General features: G+C 63.1%; 13 protein-coding genes and 1 pseudogene. 4 read left to right on the forward strand and 10 right to left on the reverse strand.

What is annotated here, in order from left to right; genetic code table 11:
* Position 1: 1 nt before the first annotated feature.
* Positions 2-472 (forward strand): annotated as a pseudogene (locus RHA1_RS37640) (WS/DGAT domain-containing protein); the annotation flags it as partial.
* 112 nt (positions 473-584) lie between these two features.
* On the opposite strand, the gene RHA1_RS50885 reads toward RHA1_RS37640, so the two are convergent.
* The gene (locus RHA1_RS50885; protein WP_157234268.1) at positions 585-740 is read right to left on the reverse strand and encodes a hypothetical protein; all 156 of its coding nucleotides are present in this window, start codon (positions 738-740) and stop codon (positions 585-587) included.
* Positions 741-1,108: 368 nt separating this feature from the next.
* On the opposite strand from RHA1_RS50885, the gene RHA1_RS37645 reads away from it, so the two are divergent.
* On the forward strand, positions 1,109-1,468 hold the full coding sequence (locus tag RHA1_RS37645; protein ID WP_007298534.1) for a hypothetical protein: 360 nt from the start codon (positions 1,109-1,111) through the stop codon (positions 1,466-1,468).
* A 213-nt stretch (positions 1,469-1,681) separates the two neighbouring features.
* Here the strand turns inward: RHA1_RS37645 and RHA1_RS37650 are convergent, their stop codons facing one another.
* Entirely contained in the window at positions 1,682-3,367 is a 1,686-nt protein-coding gene (locus RHA1_RS37650) for a LuxR C-terminal-related transcriptional regulator (protein ID WP_007298533.1), read from the reverse strand.
* Positions 3,368-3,547: 180 nt separating this feature from the next.
* On the opposite strand from RHA1_RS37650, the gene RHA1_RS37655 reads away from it, so the two are divergent.
* Positions 3,548-4,855, forward strand: coding sequence for an IS256-like element ISRjo4 family transposase (locus RHA1_RS37655; RefSeq protein ID WP_011599256.1), 1,308 nt, complete (start codon positions 3,548-3,550; stop codon positions 4,853-4,855).
* Here the strand turns inward: RHA1_RS37655 and RHA1_RS47210 are convergent.
* From RHA1_RS47210 to RHA1_RS37685, 7 genes are all read right to left on the reverse strand, one after another.
* Entirely contained in the window at positions 4,778-5,503 is a 726-nt protein-coding gene (locus RHA1_RS47210; protein ID WP_167540986.1) for an ATP-binding protein, read from the reverse strand. The two genes, RHA1_RS37655 and RHA1_RS47210, sit on opposite strands and share 78 nt — an antisense overlap.
* A gap of 787 nt (positions 5,504-6,290) precedes the next feature.
* A complete protein-coding gene (locus RHA1_RS37660) occupies positions 6,291-7,313 on the reverse strand; it encodes an NADPH:quinone reductase (RefSeq protein WP_007296163.1) in 1,023 nt (340 codons plus the stop codon).
* Between the two features lie 114 nt (positions 7,314-7,427).
* Positions 7,428-8,699 carry an acyl-CoA dehydrogenase family protein gene (locus tag RHA1_RS37665; protein WP_007296162.1) on the reverse strand — a complete coding sequence of 424 codons (1,272 nt, stop codon included), beginning with the start codon at positions 8,697-8,699 and terminating at the stop codon, positions 7,428-7,430.
* Positions 8,700-8,805: 106 nt separating this feature from the next.
* Positions 8,806-10,404, reverse strand: coding sequence for an AMP-binding protein (locus tag RHA1_RS37670; protein WP_007296161.1), 1,599 nt, complete (start codon positions 10,402-10,404; stop codon positions 8,806-8,808).
* On the reverse strand, positions 10,401-11,432 hold the full coding sequence (locus RHA1_RS37675; RefSeq protein ID WP_007296160.1) for an ABC transporter permease: 1,032 nt from the start codon (positions 11,430-11,432) through the stop codon (positions 10,401-10,403). The genes RHA1_RS37670 and RHA1_RS37675 overlap by 4 nt, the downstream gene beginning before the upstream one ends.
* Entirely contained in the window at positions 11,429-12,940 is a 1,512-nt protein-coding gene (locus RHA1_RS37680) for a sugar ABC transporter ATP-binding protein (protein ID WP_011599259.1), read from the reverse strand. The genes RHA1_RS37675 and RHA1_RS37680 overlap by 4 nt, the downstream gene beginning before the upstream one ends.
* A 23-nt stretch (positions 12,941-12,963) precedes the next feature.
* Complete coding sequence (locus tag RHA1_RS37685; protein WP_237720363.1) at positions 12,964-13,953, reverse strand: substrate-binding domain-containing protein; 990 nt, start codon at positions 13,951-13,953, stop codon at positions 12,964-12,966.
* A 359-nt stretch (positions 13,954-14,312) separates the two neighbouring features.
* Between RHA1_RS37685 and RHA1_RS37690 the strand changes: the two genes are divergently transcribed.
* Positions 14,313-15,464, forward strand: coding sequence for an iron-containing alcohol dehydrogenase (locus tag RHA1_RS37690; protein WP_272942788.1), 1,152 nt, complete (start codon positions 14,313-14,315; stop codon positions 15,462-15,464).
* A 112-nt stretch (positions 15,465-15,576) separates the two neighbouring features.
* On the opposite strand, the gene RHA1_RS37695 is transcribed toward RHA1_RS37690, so the two are convergent.
* Positions 15,577-16,197, reverse strand: a complete 621-nt coding sequence (locus RHA1_RS37695) for a TetR/AcrR family transcriptional regulator (protein ID WP_011599260.1) — start codon at positions 16,195-16,197, stop codon at positions 15,577-15,579.
* Positions 16,198-16,239 lie beyond the last annotated feature (42 nt).

Genomic DNA, 16,239 nt, shown 5'->3' on the forward strand with positions numbered 1-16,239 from the left:
GTCAGGCGGTGGGGGCAATCGGGTGGGGGTGCTGATGTGCAACCTCGCCACCCACCTCCCCGACCCCGGGCACCGCCTCGCGACCGTCCGCGACTGCATGCGCGAGGGCAAGGCCGCGCTGCGCGAGATGAGCCCGGCCCAGGTACTTGCGATGAGCGCGCTCGGCGCCGCCCCGCTCGGCATGGAGATGCTCCTCGGCCGGCGCGGACCGCTCCGGCCCCCGTTCAACGTGGTGATCTCCAACGTCGCCGGCCCCCGAACCCCCTTGTACTGGAACGGGGCCCGACTCGACGCCCTGTACCCGCTGTCGATCCCCACCACCGGGCAGGCCCTCAACATCACCTGCACCAGCAACGACGACCAGATCGTCTTCGGGCTCACCGGCTGCCGCCGCACCCTGCCCGACCTGAACCCGCTGCTCGGCCACCTCGACACCGAACTCGACGCCCTCGAACGCGCCGTCGGCCTGTAACACCACACCACCTCGTTCCCAGGAGAATCCCCACCCATGAGCACACCCACCTCCGCGGCACCGAAACCGACGACCACCACACCACGCACCGAGCCGATCAGCACCGCCGAAATCAAGGCCCGCATCGCGGCAATGCCCCCAGACGACCCACACCGGCCCCGCCCCACCCCGAACTGAACACCAGCCGCCGAACGACGACCACCCACACCACCAGCACCGCGGCGCCGACGACCACGCACACCAGCACCGCCTTCAGGACCTGCTTCATCGCTCACTCACCTCGTCACCCACCTTCATTGCACCACTCCCGCCCTCCGTCCGGCCCGAATCCCGGTTGGGCGACAGCGAGAAGGCGAGAACGGGGCGCCGTCGTAGGTCACCGGCGGGGCGTCGGCGCCCCCAACGCAGGCCGCACCTCGCGTGCACGCAATGCGCCGTGCGCTCGATCGCACGCGATTGCGAGGGGTGCGTGCACCCGACCCAGCACCGGTGTGACCAGCGACGGAAACACCCGACCGTTCCTGCCTGCCGGCACGGTCGCCGGTACCACTCGAACCACCGACCACATCCGTGATGCGATTCGGTCCACTGCGCCGGCGGTAGGCGGGCCCCGCCGGCACGGAATGGAGGACCGAGATGACCGAAGTCGACTACATCGACGTGGTCGGGGCGCAGTCCGTGCTCGAGGTGGCCGAAGTGGTCGCCGCGGTGCTCGGGGCCCGGATGGAGATGGGCGGCGAACCCGGCCGCATCGTGGTCACCGGAACGCCCGATCCCGATCTTCGGGTGGTCATCGGGCTGGCGATCAACGACCGCGGGCTGCCCGAAAGGTGGACCAGGCGAATCACCATCACCCACGATGGCGACGAACGCCGCCGCTGGGCGCAGCATCTACACCGTGCCGTCACCGAACGCCGCGACTGGACACTCACCGTGATCCCCGGCGGCCCACCGAACCCACACTCCCCACCCTCGTCGAACATCCCGGGGAGATGACCCGCTCCGCGGAAAGACACACGCCAGAATCCAGACACTGCCCCTCGTGCACTGCCCCTCGTGCGCGCCGGGGAGCAAGGCGCCGGGTACTGGACGGCCCCCTGACCGGTCCTCGGCGCCGTCGACCCGGACACCGGCACGCGCCACCACCGCCCGCGGACAAACACCTCATTCTTTGGCCGTTTCGCCGTGTGTCCAGCTCTTGACGCTGGCCTATGATGCCCTTTGCTCACCGGGTCCGACTCCGGTTCGGCGAGTGGGGAGCGTTTGATTCGGCGCCGCGGATTGGTATTGCTGCTCAACTATCCACGCCGCGATCTGACTTCGGGAGTTGAAGCCAAGCTTGGTAAGAATATGTTCGACGTGGCCTTGAGCGGTACGTTGCGAGATCACCAGTTCGGAGGCGATTGCCCTGTTGGTCATCCCTTTCGAAACCAGGTACGCGACCTGCCTTTCTCGTCGTGTCAGCGTCGTGTCAGAACATGCGAGGCCCTGGTTGGTCGTTTGAGTCTCGCCGAGAGCGAAGGCAACAGCGTCGGCGAAGCACGTATCCGATCCATTGGAATACGCTGCCTCGAAAGCTCGATCGCCGAGTGCACGTCTTGCCTGCTGCTCGCAGCGCGCGTGGTCTGGGAGAAGCTGTGGGGAGACGATGCATGCTCCGCCGACCACACGCGCCGCTCCAAGGAGGACCGCCGCTCGGCGAGCGTCTCGCTTCCGCCCAGAGATCCACGCTGAAATCTCCAGGCACCCAGCGACACCCAGACGGTCGTTAACCTGAGAGGCGGACCGCAAGCAGTCTTTGACCATGCTGTCTGCTCGTGCGAGGTCGCCGTGTTGAAAGGTTGTCAGGGCTGCGATCCATAGGATCCACCCACGGTAGGTCTCTGTTCCACGAGTGTCGCCTATTTCCGAAATGCCGCGTAGGCACAGTTGCACACGTGCTATGTCACCCGACAGTCCGCTCGCGAGCGCAAGTCCGAGCCACGCCCAAACTTGCTTTAAGGGTGCTTCATGGTTTCGGCTGACCGATACGGCTTTGTCGAAGAACATTTGGGCCTGGGAGAAATGGCCTCGCAGGATGGCGTGACATCCTGCGGCATAGAAGTCGAGCAGCCCCACGTGCTCATCAGCTGCGTGTGCGCTGCGCTTCATCCCATCGTCGATGAGTGCTCTCGCTGCCAACAGATCACCTTGCAGAGCGGCGAGGACACCTGCAGCATAGAGTCCTTCGATCCGGTCAGCGCTTGGATGGCCATGTGCTCCGTCCAACATCCTGGTGAACCATTGTCGTCCCTCCCCCAGCATGCCCTGAGCACACCAGAACGGGTATAACGCAACGGCAATTCGCAAACCTGTGTCCCGTTCGGCGCCGTCTTGTCCGGTGCCACAGTGTTCGAGTGCGGCTCGTAGGTTCGGCTGTTCCGCCTCCAACCGGGCGATCCAGTCGACTTGGTGACGACTGATCCACTCACTGTTCGCTTGATTTACCAGTCGGGCATACCAATCGCGGTGCAGCCGGCGCAGCGATTGATATTCGGTGTCGTCCTGCAGCTGTTCTCTTCCGTAGTCGCGCAGGGTTCCAAGTAGGCGGTACCGCGCTGTGGCACCGTGGTCCTCTCTGCTGAGGATTGACTTGTCGATTAGCGAGGCGATGAGGTCGAGGACCTCGTCCGCGGCAAGGTTGCCGGCGCAAATCCCCTCGGCTGCGTCAAGGTCGAAGCTTTCCTCGAAGACCGACAGTCTTGCCCAGAGCGCCCGTTCCTCAGCGGAACATAGGTCGCGAGTCCAATCGATAGACCGCCGCAATGTCTGTTGGCGTGCGGGCGCACCCGTCGTACCTACCGACAGCAGGCTGTAGGGGTCGGGCAGCTTCTGCAGGATCTGTTCGACAGACATTGCCCTCAGCCGAATCGCGGCCAGTTCGATCGCTAGTGGGATCCCGTCGAGTCGACGGCAAATGAGGAATGCTCAGAACCTGTGGATCCCGGGAGGGCGTACCTTCCCGGAAGATGATCTACGAAGTTCACAGGAATCTGATCAAGACCAGCGCGCCAACGCTGGCGGGAAGGTACGCCCGTGCTCACGGTAGTACACGACGACGACCGCTCCAACGACGACGTCGGGCGGTCGATGCTCGACGAGATCGTCCGCGATGGTGCGCGGCAGATGCTGGCGGCCGCGCTGCAGGCGGAGGTGGCCGCCTATATCGAGCAGTTCGCTGATCAGGTCGACGAGAACGGTCGCCGCCTGGTGGTCCGCAACGGCTACCATCACGAACGCGATGTGCTGACCGCCGCGGGCGCGGTCACCGTGAAGGTTCCCAGAGTGAACGATAAGCGCGTCGACCCGGACACCGGCGAGCGACAGCGGTTTTCGTCCGCGATCCTGCCGGCCTGGGTACGTAAGTCCCCGCAGATGAACGAGGTGCTGCCGCTGCTGTACCTGCACGGGCTCTCCACCAGCGACTTCGGGCCGGCGCTCGAGCAGTTCCTCGGATCCGGTGCCGGACTGTCGGCGGCCTCGATCACCCGGTTGACATCCCAGTGGCAGGACGAGGCCAAGGCCTTCCAGGATCGGGACCTCTCGGGCACCGACTTCGTCTATCTGTGGGTCGACGGCATCCACCTCAAGGTGAGGCTTGAGCAGGAAAAACTGTGCCTGCTGGTGATGATCGGTGTCCGTGCGGACGGACGCAAGGAGCTCGTCGCCCTCACCGACGGGTACCGCGAGTCCACCGAGTCGTGGGCTGACCTGTTGCGCAGCTGCCGACGCCGCGGCATGACCGCCCCAGTTCTGGCGGTCGGTGACGGCGCGCTGGGGTTCTGGCGGGCGTTGCGGGAGGTGTTCCCGGAAACCCGGGAGCAGCGATGCTGGTTCCATAAGCAGGCCAACGTTCTTGCTGCGCTGCCGAAGTCGGCGCATCCGGGTGCGCTCGCGGCGATGAAGGAAATTTACAACGCCGAGGACATCGACAAAGCGCAAGTGGCGATCAAGGCCTTCGAACTCGACTACGGCGCGAAGTATCCGAAGGCGGTGAAGAAGATCACCGACGACATGGATGTGCTGCTCGAGTTCTACAAGTATCCGGCTGAGCACTGGGTGCATCTACGCACGACAAATCCCATCGAATCCACTTTCGCCACAGTGCGACTCCGGACCAAGGTCACCAAGGGTCCCGGGTCCCGTGCGGCGGGACTTGCCATGGCCTACAAGCTGATCGACGCCGCCCAGGCTCGCTGGCGGGCGGTCAACGCACCACATCTGGTCGCGCTCGTTCGTGCCGGCGCGGTGTTCCACACGGGCAAGCTACTTGAGCGACCCACCGCCATCAGCCCCAACGCCGGGGCGGTCGAGCCCGCAAGCACCGGAGCGGAGGTTGCCTGAAACTCCCTCATCCACAGGTATTGACAATATCTCACGGCAAATCGCGGATACTGCAACGTGATTGGCATCAGTGAGGCCGAACTCGGGGACAATAGTTGCTGCCCGTTCCGTGAATAGGGTGATCGCCTCGCACCGTGAGGTGCTGTGCACCGGGTGCTGCAGATCTTCGCTCGGCACTGTCATGGGCGGGACGCGGAATACCGCCTCCCCACCGATTCCGAGAGCTTGCCTGGTGGTGGTCAGTATCCGTAGTCCTGGGCAACTTCGCAGCAGGAACGCGCACAAGGCGGCTGTCGATGCGATGAATTGATCGCAGCAGTCGAGGATGAGCAGCGCGGTCTTGGGCGCGAGATGCTCCGCGAGTTTCGGGGCGGTGTGCTCGTTGTATTCGGCAGGCTTGCCGACGATGTCGGAGACTGCGGCGACGAGCGACGAGCCGTCGGGAATTTCACTGAGGTCAACCAACCAGACACCGTCGTCGAAGGTGCGTAACACCTCCGATGCGACGCGACACGCTAGCCGGGTTTTCCCTATTCCACCAGCCCCGGTGATGGTTACCAGTCGCGTCACTGATAGCAGTCGTTTTGTCTCCGCCAGTTCGCGGCGGCGCCCGACAAAACTGGTCAACTCGTACGGCAGGTTACCCACCCTGCGTTTGCTAGCCGTAGGCATCTCGAGGCCACCGTGCCGAGTGTCCGGTGAAGGGAGAACGACCCGCTATGGCCGCACTCGCGGATCGAGTACCCGAACGCAGATGCTGACGAGGGCTCGGACCACCATCGCGACTTGACGGATCGTCCAACTCCGACGCCGAGTGTCGAGAGCCGAGTGAATGGCCAGCGGTCGGCAGCTGGTCGGTGGCACTGGTGTAGCGGTCATCGGCGGAGGGGCGCAGTGACAGGCTCGCCTCGACGGCTTCGGGGCCGGTCTGTAGCCGTCGCTGCAGCAGTTCGCCGCACTCGGGGTTACCGGTGGACATCGGAGCGTTCGGCGTCTCGGTGGTGGGCGTTCGAAACGGGGTAGGTTTCTGCGAGTTGGTCACTGCATGTTGGATCGCATTCCAAGTCGTGGACGCTTTGCCAGAGCTTTTGGAGGAATCTCTGCCGAGACATTCCAAATGTCTGGAATATTTCGCCGGAAGGGGCTCCGCCGAAGGGAATCCAGATCTGGGCGAAGCGAAAGATCTCCTGCGCCTCACTCTGACGGTGTCGTCCCTTAGCCCTTCTCTGCCTGAGCTTGTGATAACGAGTCGATCGATAGGGGCGCGTCTGATCGTCAACCAGCGAGTTCCGGTCCACCCCAGTGGGGGATGAGGGTTGTTTCTGTGAGGGTCCAGCTGTATTCATGGCAATTCCAGGGCTGATGGAGGTTTGAGATCAGTGAACTCTTGGGTGGTTAGGAGATCTGTCGGGGATCTCGATCCTCTGAGGCGGAACTAGTGCGAGGCTATGTCGATGAGTACTTTGCCGATGGTGCCTCGTTCGACTGCGACATGAGCTTCCGCCGTCCGGTCGAGGTCATAGCGTTCGAGCGGTAAGCCGTGTTCGGTACCGACCTTCATTGCGCCGTCAGCGACGGCAGCGTTCACGCTGGCCACGGCGAGTTCCTTCTGGTCGGGTCTCGTCGTATAGGTGTAGGTGAAGCTGATGTGCACGTTCTTGACGAGAAGCCCAAGTGAGGGTGTCCGCAGTGTTTCGCCGTTGACGAATGTGTAGACGCTGATGGTCCCGTTCGGTGCGATCACGCTGACATCAACCTCGAGATTGGCTGCCAGATCGACTTCGACTATTCGTTGCACGCCGTTGGGTGCCAGCGCGGCGATGCGTGAGGCGACGTCCTCTGTGCGGTAGTTGATGATGTGGTGAGCGCCTGCGTTGCGGGCAAGCTGCGCTTTTTCCGCATTGCTCACGGTCGTGATGACGGTTGCGCCTGCCCACACGGCCAGTTGAATTGCGGCGTGCCCGACGGCTCCCGCTCCGCCGTGCACCAGCACACTGCTGGCTGTGAGTGCGCCCGGATGGAGTCGGCTGGGGCCACTCTCCGCGGAAGTGAGCGTGCGGTACGCGGTCAACGCGGGGATACCGAGCGACGCACCAACGTCGAAGCTGGCGGTCTCCGGAAGTGCTACTGCGTGGCGGGCGGGAATGACCACGTACTCCTGTGCCGTGCCTGATGCCCGGCCATAGGCCACATCCCACAGCCACACTCGTTGCCCAACAAAGAATCCGTTGACGTCGTCGGCGAGTGCGTCAATGACTCCGGCTCCGTCCTGGTTCGGTACCTGCTCGTCGAATTTCATGCCTGACGACTGGCCGGATCGGCTGCGCCAATCTGTCGGGTTGACCCCTGACACGACGAGGCGGACGCGGACATGGCCGGCCGGTATCTGCGGCATCGCCTTCTCTACCAGCTGCAGAACCTCGGGGCCGCCTGTCCGTGTGTAGATGACAGCTTTCATCCTTGTGCTCCTCGAGTCGATAACGATCAATAACGTGGGAGTGCGATGCGGGCGTCGGACACCCGCTCCCGGTGTGCCTGCCTCGGGGAAGCCCGGCCGACTCCGGGCCACCGTTCAGCCAACCTCTACCTTGCGGTTCGTCGTCGGCCGGACATCGGTCGCCGTAGTAGCGGCGGGTGGACTGTGATGCTTACGCAATTCGAAGTTGGCTATTGCGCGCTTGTGCACCTCGTCCGGACCGTCCGCGAGGCGCAGGATGCGTAGGTGCGCGTAGGCCATGGCCAACGGGAAGTCGTCGGTAACGCCTCCTCCGCCGTGCACCTGGATGGCACGGTCGACGATCTTCAGGGCGATCTGAGGTGCGGCTACCTTGATTGCCGCGATCTCGGTGCGAGCTGCCTTGTTTCCGACGGTGTCCATGAGGTGCGCGGCCTTGAGCGTGAGCAACCGGATCATCTCGATGTCGATGCGTGCCTCCGCGATCCAGTCCTGAACGTTGCTACGTTCGCTCAGTGGTTGCCCGAAGGTGGTTCGGGATTGGCCACGGGTGCACATCAACTCGAGTGCACGCTCGGCCATACCGATCGACCGCATGCAGTGGTGGATGCGTCCAGGTCCGAGCCGTGCCTGACTGATCGCGAAGCCCTCGCCCTCACCCTTGAGGACGTCTTTCGAGGGAACTCGCACATCCTTGAAGTCGATCTCGGCATGTCCTTCCCGATCCTGATAGCCGAAGACGGGGAGTCCGCGGAGGATGGTGACCCCGGGCGCGTCGATCGGGACGACCATCATCGACTGCTGCCGGTGCCTGGCCGCGGTGGGGTCGGTCTTCCCCATCACGATCATCACTTTGCAGTTCTTGTGCAACGCGTTGGAAGCGAACCATTTACGGCCGTTCAGCACATACTCGTCGTCGTCGCGTTCCATGGTCAGTTCGATGTTGGTGGCATCGGAACTCGCCACTGCCGGCTCGGTCATCGCGAACGCCGACGCCATGGTCCCGTCCAGGAGCGGCTTCAGGTACTTTTCCCTGTGCTCATCGGTTCCGAATAGCTCGAGCACCTCGATATTGCCCGTGTCGGGTGCGTTGCAGTTACACGCCTCCGATGCAAGATGGCTGCGACCCATGATCTCTGCGAGCGGCGCGTATTCCAGATTGCTCAACCCGGGACCTGAGCCGGAATGCGGGTGGAAGAGGTTCCACAACCCGCGAGCACGCGCCTCGGCCTTGAGTTCCTCGAGGATCGGTGGTTGGAAATGGGGGTCTCCCGATTCGCGCATCTGCAGGTCGTAGATGGTCTCGGCGGGGTAGATGTGCGAGTCCATGAATTCGAGTAGGTTGGATTGATACTTCTTTGTACGGTCCGAGAATTCGAAAAGCGACATGTGAGCTCCTGCCCGGTGGTGCGAGTAGTTCAGGGGTGTTCGTCGAGGCGTTGACTGTGCCGTCGACCTCTGCGGCTCCGCAGGGTGTGGGATTCGGTCTCCCGACTCATCTCGCGATCTTGATGCCCGCGGCTTCCCGGTCCCATGTGTCGGGGGTGATGCCCCACTCGCGAAGGGAGGTCTTTTGTATTTTGGCGGTGGGAGTTTTCGGTAGCTCGTCCACCAGCCGGATGTATCGGGGGATCATGTAGTACGCCATTCTCGGTTCGAGGAATCGGATCAGGGCGACGGGGTCGAGTGTGGTGCCGGGGACTGGCGCTACGACTGCCATCACTTCGTCCTCGGAGATTTCGCTGGCGACCGCGATCACGGCCGCCTCGCGAACGTGCGGATGTGCCATGATTTCGGCTTCGACTTCCATCGAGGAGATGTTTTCCCCGCGTCGTCGGATCGCGTCCTTGAGCCGGTCGGCGAAGTAGTAGTTTCCTTCGGCATCCCGTCGCGCGGTGTCGCCAGTGTGGAACCACCCGTTGCGCCAGGCCTTGGCTGTTGCCTCCGGCATCTGGAAGTACCCGTGGTTCATCGCCCAGGGGGCGTCGGTCCGGATGATGATTTCGCCGACTTCACCGATGGGCACCTCCCGGTCGGCGTCGTCGACCAGCCTGATCTCGACGCCGGGGCGTGCCTTGCCGCAGGTTCCGTGTTGGGTGGGGTTGGGGCCGGAAATGATCGGCGCCGAGAGCTCGGTCATGTTGTAGATCGTGTAGACGTCGACACCGAATCGTGTGGCGAACGCCGCGATGTCGTCGAGGAGGGGGACGATGAACACCTTGGTCAGCGGATTGTCGGCGTCGTCGTCTCGGGGTGGCCGGCGATCGACGAAGTTGGCCATGACGCCGAGCAGAAACACCATGGTGCTGTGCGTGTCGCGGATTTGGCTCCAGAAGCGTTCGCCGCTGAACCTGTCGACGACCGCGACCGACCCGCCGTTGATCAGCATCGCGTAGAGCAGCGTCGCCCCACCGACGTGGAAGGCCGGCATGTTGATCAGGAAACGGTCGTCGGCCGTCATGATGGGCATCGTTTCCGGTCCGAACATGGCGTACGCCTGCATGTATGAGGACAGGACGCCCTTGGACGGGCCGGTGGTGCCGGATGTGTACAGGATCGCCTGGGTGTGCCAGGGTTCGATCGGTGTGATCGGTTCCGGCGGCGCGCCGTCGACGTCCGCAAGCTCGTCGGCGGTCACGATCGTGATTCCGTCGATGGTGGTTCGATCGCCGCCGACCTGGACTGCGAGTCGAACTTTGCCGCGTTCGTCGATCTCGTTCAGCCGCGGCAGCAGTTCCGCGTCGCCGATGACGATTTCAGCATCGGAGTTGGTGAGCACATGCGAGAGGACGCCGCCTCGATAGGCGGTGTTGATCGGCACGAACACCGCACCGAGATAGTTGATTGCGAACCAGAAGCGCAGGACATCGGGGCCGTTGGGTAACCAACACACGACGTTGTCACCCTGACGGACTCCGATGGACTCCAGTGAGGCCGCTGTCTGTCGTACGTTCTGCAGCAACTCCGCCCTGGTCCAGGTCGGGCCCCCGTCGAAGATGACGAACACCTTGTCCGGATCTTCGATTGTGCGACGTTCGAGCAGGTACCGCAGGACGAGTCTGTCGCGAGGGGGGATTCGTGGATCCGTGGTCACGACTGTTCCTTTCGAAGATAGCGAGTAACGAGAGCTGCAATCAGCAGTACGACGCCGGCGAAGATCGGTTCGATGTAGAACGGCACACCGATCAGCTGCAATCCGGTCGAGCCCACGGCCAGCACCAAGACCGCGAGGATAGTGCCGGTGACGTTGAAGGTGCCCGGTCGGATCGATGTGGCGCCGAGGAAGCAGGCCGCGAAGGCCGGTAGCAGGAACTCGGGCCCAGTGGTGGGGTTGGCCGATCCCAACTTGGAAACCAGCAGGACACCGCCGATACCGCACAAAAATCCTGATGCGGCGAACGTGGTGATGGTCAAGCGATCCACGCTCAAGCCGGATAGCCGTGACGCCTCACTCGAGCCGCCGACCGCGTACAGATACCGCCCCGTCGGGGTCATCCGAAGGACGTACCCCATCACGAGCGCGATCACGATTACCAGGAGGAACGGGATCGGGATGTAGAGGATGGAGCTGCGCCCGATGTCGGTAAGTGCACTCGGGATGTTGTCGACGATGACCGTTCCGTCGGTGCTCCAGATGACGATTCCTGACAGTAGGGAGCTGACCGCGAGGGTCGCCACGAAGGAGCTGATGCCGATCTTGGCCACCAAGAACCCGTTGACGAACCCGAGCAGGGTCGACAGAACGATCGCGACCGCAATACCTGCGCCGGTCGAGAAACCCAGTTCACTCGTCGCCATCGCAACTGCAATTGACGCCATGCCCATGTTGGCACCGACCGAGAGGTCGTACTGGCCCACGATGAGCGGAAGCATCGCCCCGAGCGCGACCAGAATGAGTACCGCCTCGGATCCGAGGAGGGTTGTGAAGTTTCCCTGGGTCGCGAAGGTTTCCGGTTGCAGCACGGAGAACAGTGCGATGAACGCCAGCAAGATCACGGGTAGGGCCCATTGGGCGGCGCGAACACTCGTCCGGGTCGGCGCTGTGCGCGCGGGCGGACGCGGTTCGACCGTGGAGTCGGCCGAGACCGGTGACGTCGTGGTTTCCGTCGGTGGTGTGTTCATCCCGCGTCCTTCAAGTATGCGAGTTCGACCATTCGATCGACCGTCTTCGATTCGTTTTCGAGTTCTGCCACCAACTGCCCGTCCCGCAGGACCAGCACTCGATGACAGAGTGCGTTCAGGTCCTCGAAATCCGAACTGACCATGATCACGGTGGAGCCGTGTTCGGCGACCCACTGTTCGATCAGGTGGTAAATGTCGCTCTTGGACCCGACGTCGACGCCTTGTGCGGGCTCATCGAGCAGGAGAATGGTGGGGCTGATTTCGATCCACTTGGCCAGCACACCCTTTTGTTGGTTGCCGCCGGAGAGTCGACCCATCATCTGTGCGGCGTTGCCCGGGCGGATGTCGTATGCCCCGATGAGTTCTCGAACGCGCTTCGTCTCGGGCCCCACTTGTATCCGCCCGTACTTCCAGTAGCGGCCGACCGTGAGCAGTGAAAGGTTCTCCGCGACCGTCATGCGCCCGAACACACCGTGGTGGATTCTGTCCTCGGGGACGTGAGCGATTCCAGCCTGGATGGCGCTCGCGGGATGGCGGAAGTCCACGTCCTGGCCGTGGAGTCGAATGCGTCCGCTTCGGCGTTGCTGCGCGCCGAAGAGCAAGCGGATGATTTCACTGCGACCCGATCCTTGAAGGCCGGCGATTCCGAGGATCTCGCCTCGGTGCGCGGTGAATGAGACGTCCGACACCCGGGTTGCGGTCAGTCCCTCGACCTCGAGGACCACGCTCTCCCGGGCCTTCGGTGCGGATTCGGGGTACAGCGTGACCAGGTCACGACCGACGATCTTTTGTACCAGTGTGCGTTCGTCGAGGTCGGCAATGTCGAACGTGCCGATCTTCTTGGAGTCGCGGAGCACCGTTACGCGATGGGCGACATCGAAGACTTCCTGCAGGCGGTGGGACACGAAAAGGACCGCCGTTCCCTGCTCTGCGAGACGCCGGACCACCTGGAACAGGGCGTCCACCTCCGACCGTGGCAGAGCGGCCGTGGGCTCGTCCAGCACAATGAGACTTGCGCCGTCCTTCGCGCTCGCCAGTGCCCGTGCGATTGCGATAGTCGCGTGCTCACTCGCTGACAGTGTCGAGGCCAGCGCGTGGGGTGGGATGTCCTCTCGTCCGAGTATCGCCAGCGCCTCCGTTGCCTTGTTCGCTTGCGTGCGCCACTGGATCCGCCCTCCCCTGGTGGCGAACCCGGCACCGAGGGCCATGTTCTCCATGACGCTGAGGGTCGGCACAATCCCGAAGTCTTGGTGTACGAAGACCAGTCCTCGTTCCACGGCCTGGGCAGCGGTGTACGGGATCGCAAGTCCTTTACCGCGGACGTTCAATTCGGCGCCCCCGTCCGGGGCTTGGTAGCCGGACAGGCACTTGATGAAGGTCGACTTTCCGCATCCATTCTCACCGACAAGTGCGTGAATCTCGCCGGGCTCGAGCACGAGATCGAAGTCAGTGAGGGCCCGCTGTCCCGGGAAGGTCTTCGAGAATGAGCGGATCTCGACAGCGTGCACTCCGCCTCCGGCCGGGTCCGAGGTCACGAGACGCCCCAGAGTTGGGTGAACGCGGCGGCGGGGTCGCTGTCGCCGAGATAGGTCTCGCCCTCGCCGGGTGCATTGCTCTTGATCACGAGCTTGTCCTTGACGCCCTGGTCGACGGGTTGTTCGCCGGCAAACACCCGGTTGAATTGATCGACGCCCGCGTAGGCGATCCACTTGTACGGCGAGGCCACGGTGCCGGCCTCGACGTCCCCGTCGCGGATCCACTTGACATTGAGGTCGATGGGATCGAAGCCGTATGCGCGTTGGCCATCTTGTACCAGTCCTGCCGATCGCAATTCAGGAAGTACGAACGTCAGGGGCGCGTCGTACGGCGCGAACAGCGCGTTCCATCCCGGGTTCTTCCGGAGCAGGGCGACGGTCTGTTTGGGCAGTGAGGTACTGATGTCTTGGACGAGGAAGTTCTGCTGTCCGACCAGTTCACAGCTCGCACCCGCAGCCTTGCACTCGTCGATGAATTTCACAACACCCTGCTGGCGGCGAATGGTGTTTCCGAACTCACTGTCTTGCAGCAGGATTGCCTTCAGGTTCGCGTCACCGTCGATGAAGGCCTGGGCAGCGAGCGCGTAACCGTCCCGCTCGTGCTGGGTGGCTGCGGGAAGTTCGTCGACCAACAGTTCCGGCTCGTCAATGCACGAGAAACAGATGGTCTCGAGACCGGCGTCGCCTGCCGCCTTGAGTGGAGCCTGAATCGTGGAGGAGTCGATCGCGACTGTGAAGATTCCGTCTGCCTTCATGCTGACTGCGCGGTTGACAGCATCGGCCATCTTGGCGGGGTCGCCGGCCGGGTCGATCATGATCGTCTTCCAGCCGATGGCGTGGGCGGCTTCTGCGAACTGGTCGACCGCGAATTTGCAGCCCTGCGCGGCAGCAGAACACGGGATAGTGACGATCGTCTTGTCTTTGACTGCGGGAGGTCCACTTGTCGGCACAGTCAGAGGAATCTCGCCCGACGCGGCTTTCGCCACCTGTTCAGCGTGCGTGAGGAAGGCCCTCGCCGACTCACTGTCGCCCGGGCCCGAGCTCGTCCCGCCACCATCGGAACCGCATCCCACCGTTCCGAACACTATGGCGATGGCTCCCACGAGAGCCGCTCTCTTGAACACGTCATTTCCTCCAGTTGGCCGCTAGCCCCGCCCAAGACCACCCATATGAGTGGACTGATCAGTACGGTCGCATGAACCAAATCTCGTGTCAAGGGTCACATCATTTCCGTGAAACTCGTAGACTCTCCCTTGAATGAACGGTACATTTTGTGTCACGCGATCCTGCGTTCACGCACAGAGACTTGGAGTGTTTGGTTATGCCGGAGATTGTGAAATTCGAAATGCCGCGGGTGGAGACGGTCGTGCAAGGGGTTGGCGCGGTGCGCGAAATCGGTGCCGAACTCGATCGCCGCGACCTCAAGCGTGTGTTTCTGGTGACAGGCCACTCTGTAGGATCAAGTGAGGCTTTCGCTGCACTGGCGTCAGACCTCGGCGACCGCGTGGTCGGGATATTTGACCAGGTCAAAGCGCACAATCCCGTGGAACTCATCGTCGAACTGATCACAGCGGCAAAGTCCGCACAGGCAGAAGCATTCGTCGCCGTGGGTGGCGGGTCACCGGTCGACGCCGCGAAGCTGGCAGCGATCGGCCTCTGCGAAGGTTCGGAGTCGGTCGAGGACCTCGCCCGCAACTACCTGGTATTCGAGTACCCGAACACAATCCATCAGAAGCCCCTGACCGGGACACCCATGCCGGTCTTTGCCGTGCCGACGACGCTCTCCGCAGCGGAATGGGACGGCTTCGCCGGCTCGGTCGACCATACCCGCGACACCAAGGACCTGACCGTCTACCTCGAAGCGACGCCGCAGGTCGTCTTCCTCGATCCCGAGTTCTGCGCTCACACCCCCCGTGACCTGTGGGCCACTACCGGAGTCCGTGCGCTCGACCACGCAGTGGAGACCGCGTACGCCAAGAACGCGCACCCCTTCACCACGGCGTTGGCGAATGGGGCCCTGACGATGCTGGCCGAGAATCTGCCCCGGTCGGTGAAGGATCCACACGATTACGACGCGGCACTGAAGTGTCTCGAGGCCGCGTGGATGTCGATCATCGGAGTCCACAACGTGTCACTGGGCCTGTCCCACGCGATCGGTCACCAGCTCGGCGCCGTGGGCATCCCGCACGGGGTGACCTCGTGCATCATGCTTCCCCACGTGATGCGCTTCCTCGAGCCGGTGACGTCCGCCGAACAGGCACGAATGGCCCAATCGCTCGCACAGGTTCAAGGTGACGGCGAGGACCTTCCGGCGGCCGACAGGCTCGAACGGATCCTCGACGAACTCGGAGTCCCTCGCCGGGTCTCCGAGTTCGGGGTCGGACGCGACAAAATGGACGGAGTGGCGCGGGCCACGCTGGGCGACATCGTGGTGCGTGAGTCGCCCCGGCCGGTGGACGAGACGGTGGTGTACGGGCTGCTCGAAACCGTGTGGTGAGTGCGGATGCGCCCGTATAGCGCGGCTGACAGCCGATAACGAAGGAGGAGGCCCCGGGCGATCCGCCCGGGGCCTCCTCCTTCGTCACCGCAGGGAGCTGGCCCCCATGGCCTCAGAGGTCCCGCTCGAGCACTCCCTCCAGCAACGAGTCGCTGAACAGGTCCGCGATCTCCTCTGGAGTCCGATCACCGTCTGGACGGATCCACGAGTACGAGTAGTTGTAGAGACCGAGAATACCCTTTGTGACCAGGGGGTCCAGGACCCGGAACTCACCGGCTCTGGCACCACCCTCCAAGACCTCGACCACCATGCTCTCGTATCGTTCGCGGGCCTCCTGGATCACGACACGCCGCTGCCCAGTCAGGGCCTTGAACTCTTGGAACGACACCGTCCACTCCACCACGTTGTCGGCGATGTTGCGCAACGCCACACGCATCAGTTCCCGAAACCGCTCCTGGTAGGTGCTGTCCATCGCCAGGACCCGGCCCGACTGCGTCAGCAGGTCCGCCATGCGCGTGTGGCAGATCTCGAACAACACTGCTTCCTTGTTCCCGATGTGGTGATAGAGCGCGCCCTTGCCGAGCTGGGTTTCCTTCGAGATCTCCTCGACACCGGTGCCGTGGTAGCCGTTCTCAGCGAAGAGCTTGGCCGCCGCATCCATGATGCGCTGCCTGGATTCCACGCCGATGCGAGTAGTTCGACGCGTCGAACTACCCAGCTTGACATCAGACATTTGATGGTCCCTTCGCTTGTACATCAGGCCGCAGGCCTACAC

The organism is Rhodococcus jostii RHA1, from assembly GCF_000014565.1.
Taxonomy (GTDB): domain Bacteria; phylum Actinomycetota; class Actinomycetes; order Mycobacteriales; family Mycobacteriaceae; genus Rhodococcus_F; species Rhodococcus_F jostii_A.

Excerpts from the sequence above, each read along its gene's own strand:
- RHA1_RS50885 (WP_157234268.1), bottom strand. The coding sequence starts at position 740 with ATGAAGCAGGTCCTGAAGGCGGTGCTGGTGTGCGTGGTCGTCGGCGCC.
- RHA1_RS37645 (WP_007298534.1), top strand. The coding sequence starts at position 1,109 with ATGACCGAAGTCGACTACATCGACGTGGTCGGGGCGCAGTCCGTGCTC.
- RHA1_RS37650 (WP_007298533.1), bottom strand. The coding sequence starts at position 3,367 with ATGTCTGTCGAACAGATCCTGCAGAAGCTGCCCGACCCCTACAGCCTG.
- RHA1_RS37660 (WP_007296163.1), bottom strand. The coding sequence starts at position 7,313 with ATGAAAGCTGTCATCTACACACGGACAGGCGGCCCCGAGGTTCTGCAG.
- RHA1_RS37665 (WP_007296162.1), bottom strand. The coding sequence starts at position 8,699 with ATGTCGCTTTTCGAATTCTCGGACCGTACAAAGAAGTATCAATCCAAC.
- RHA1_RS37675 (WP_007296160.1), bottom strand. The coding sequence starts at position 11,432 with ATGAACACACCACCGACGGAAACCACGACGTCACCGGTCTCGGCCGAC.
- RHA1_RS37690 (WP_272942788.1), top strand. The coding sequence starts at position 14,313 with ATGCCGCGGGTGGAGACGGTCGTGCAAGGGGTTGGCGCGGTGCGCGAA.
- RHA1_RS37695 (WP_011599260.1), bottom strand. The coding sequence starts at position 16,197 with ATGTCTGATGTCAAGCTGGGTAGTTCGACGCGTCGAACTACTCGCATC.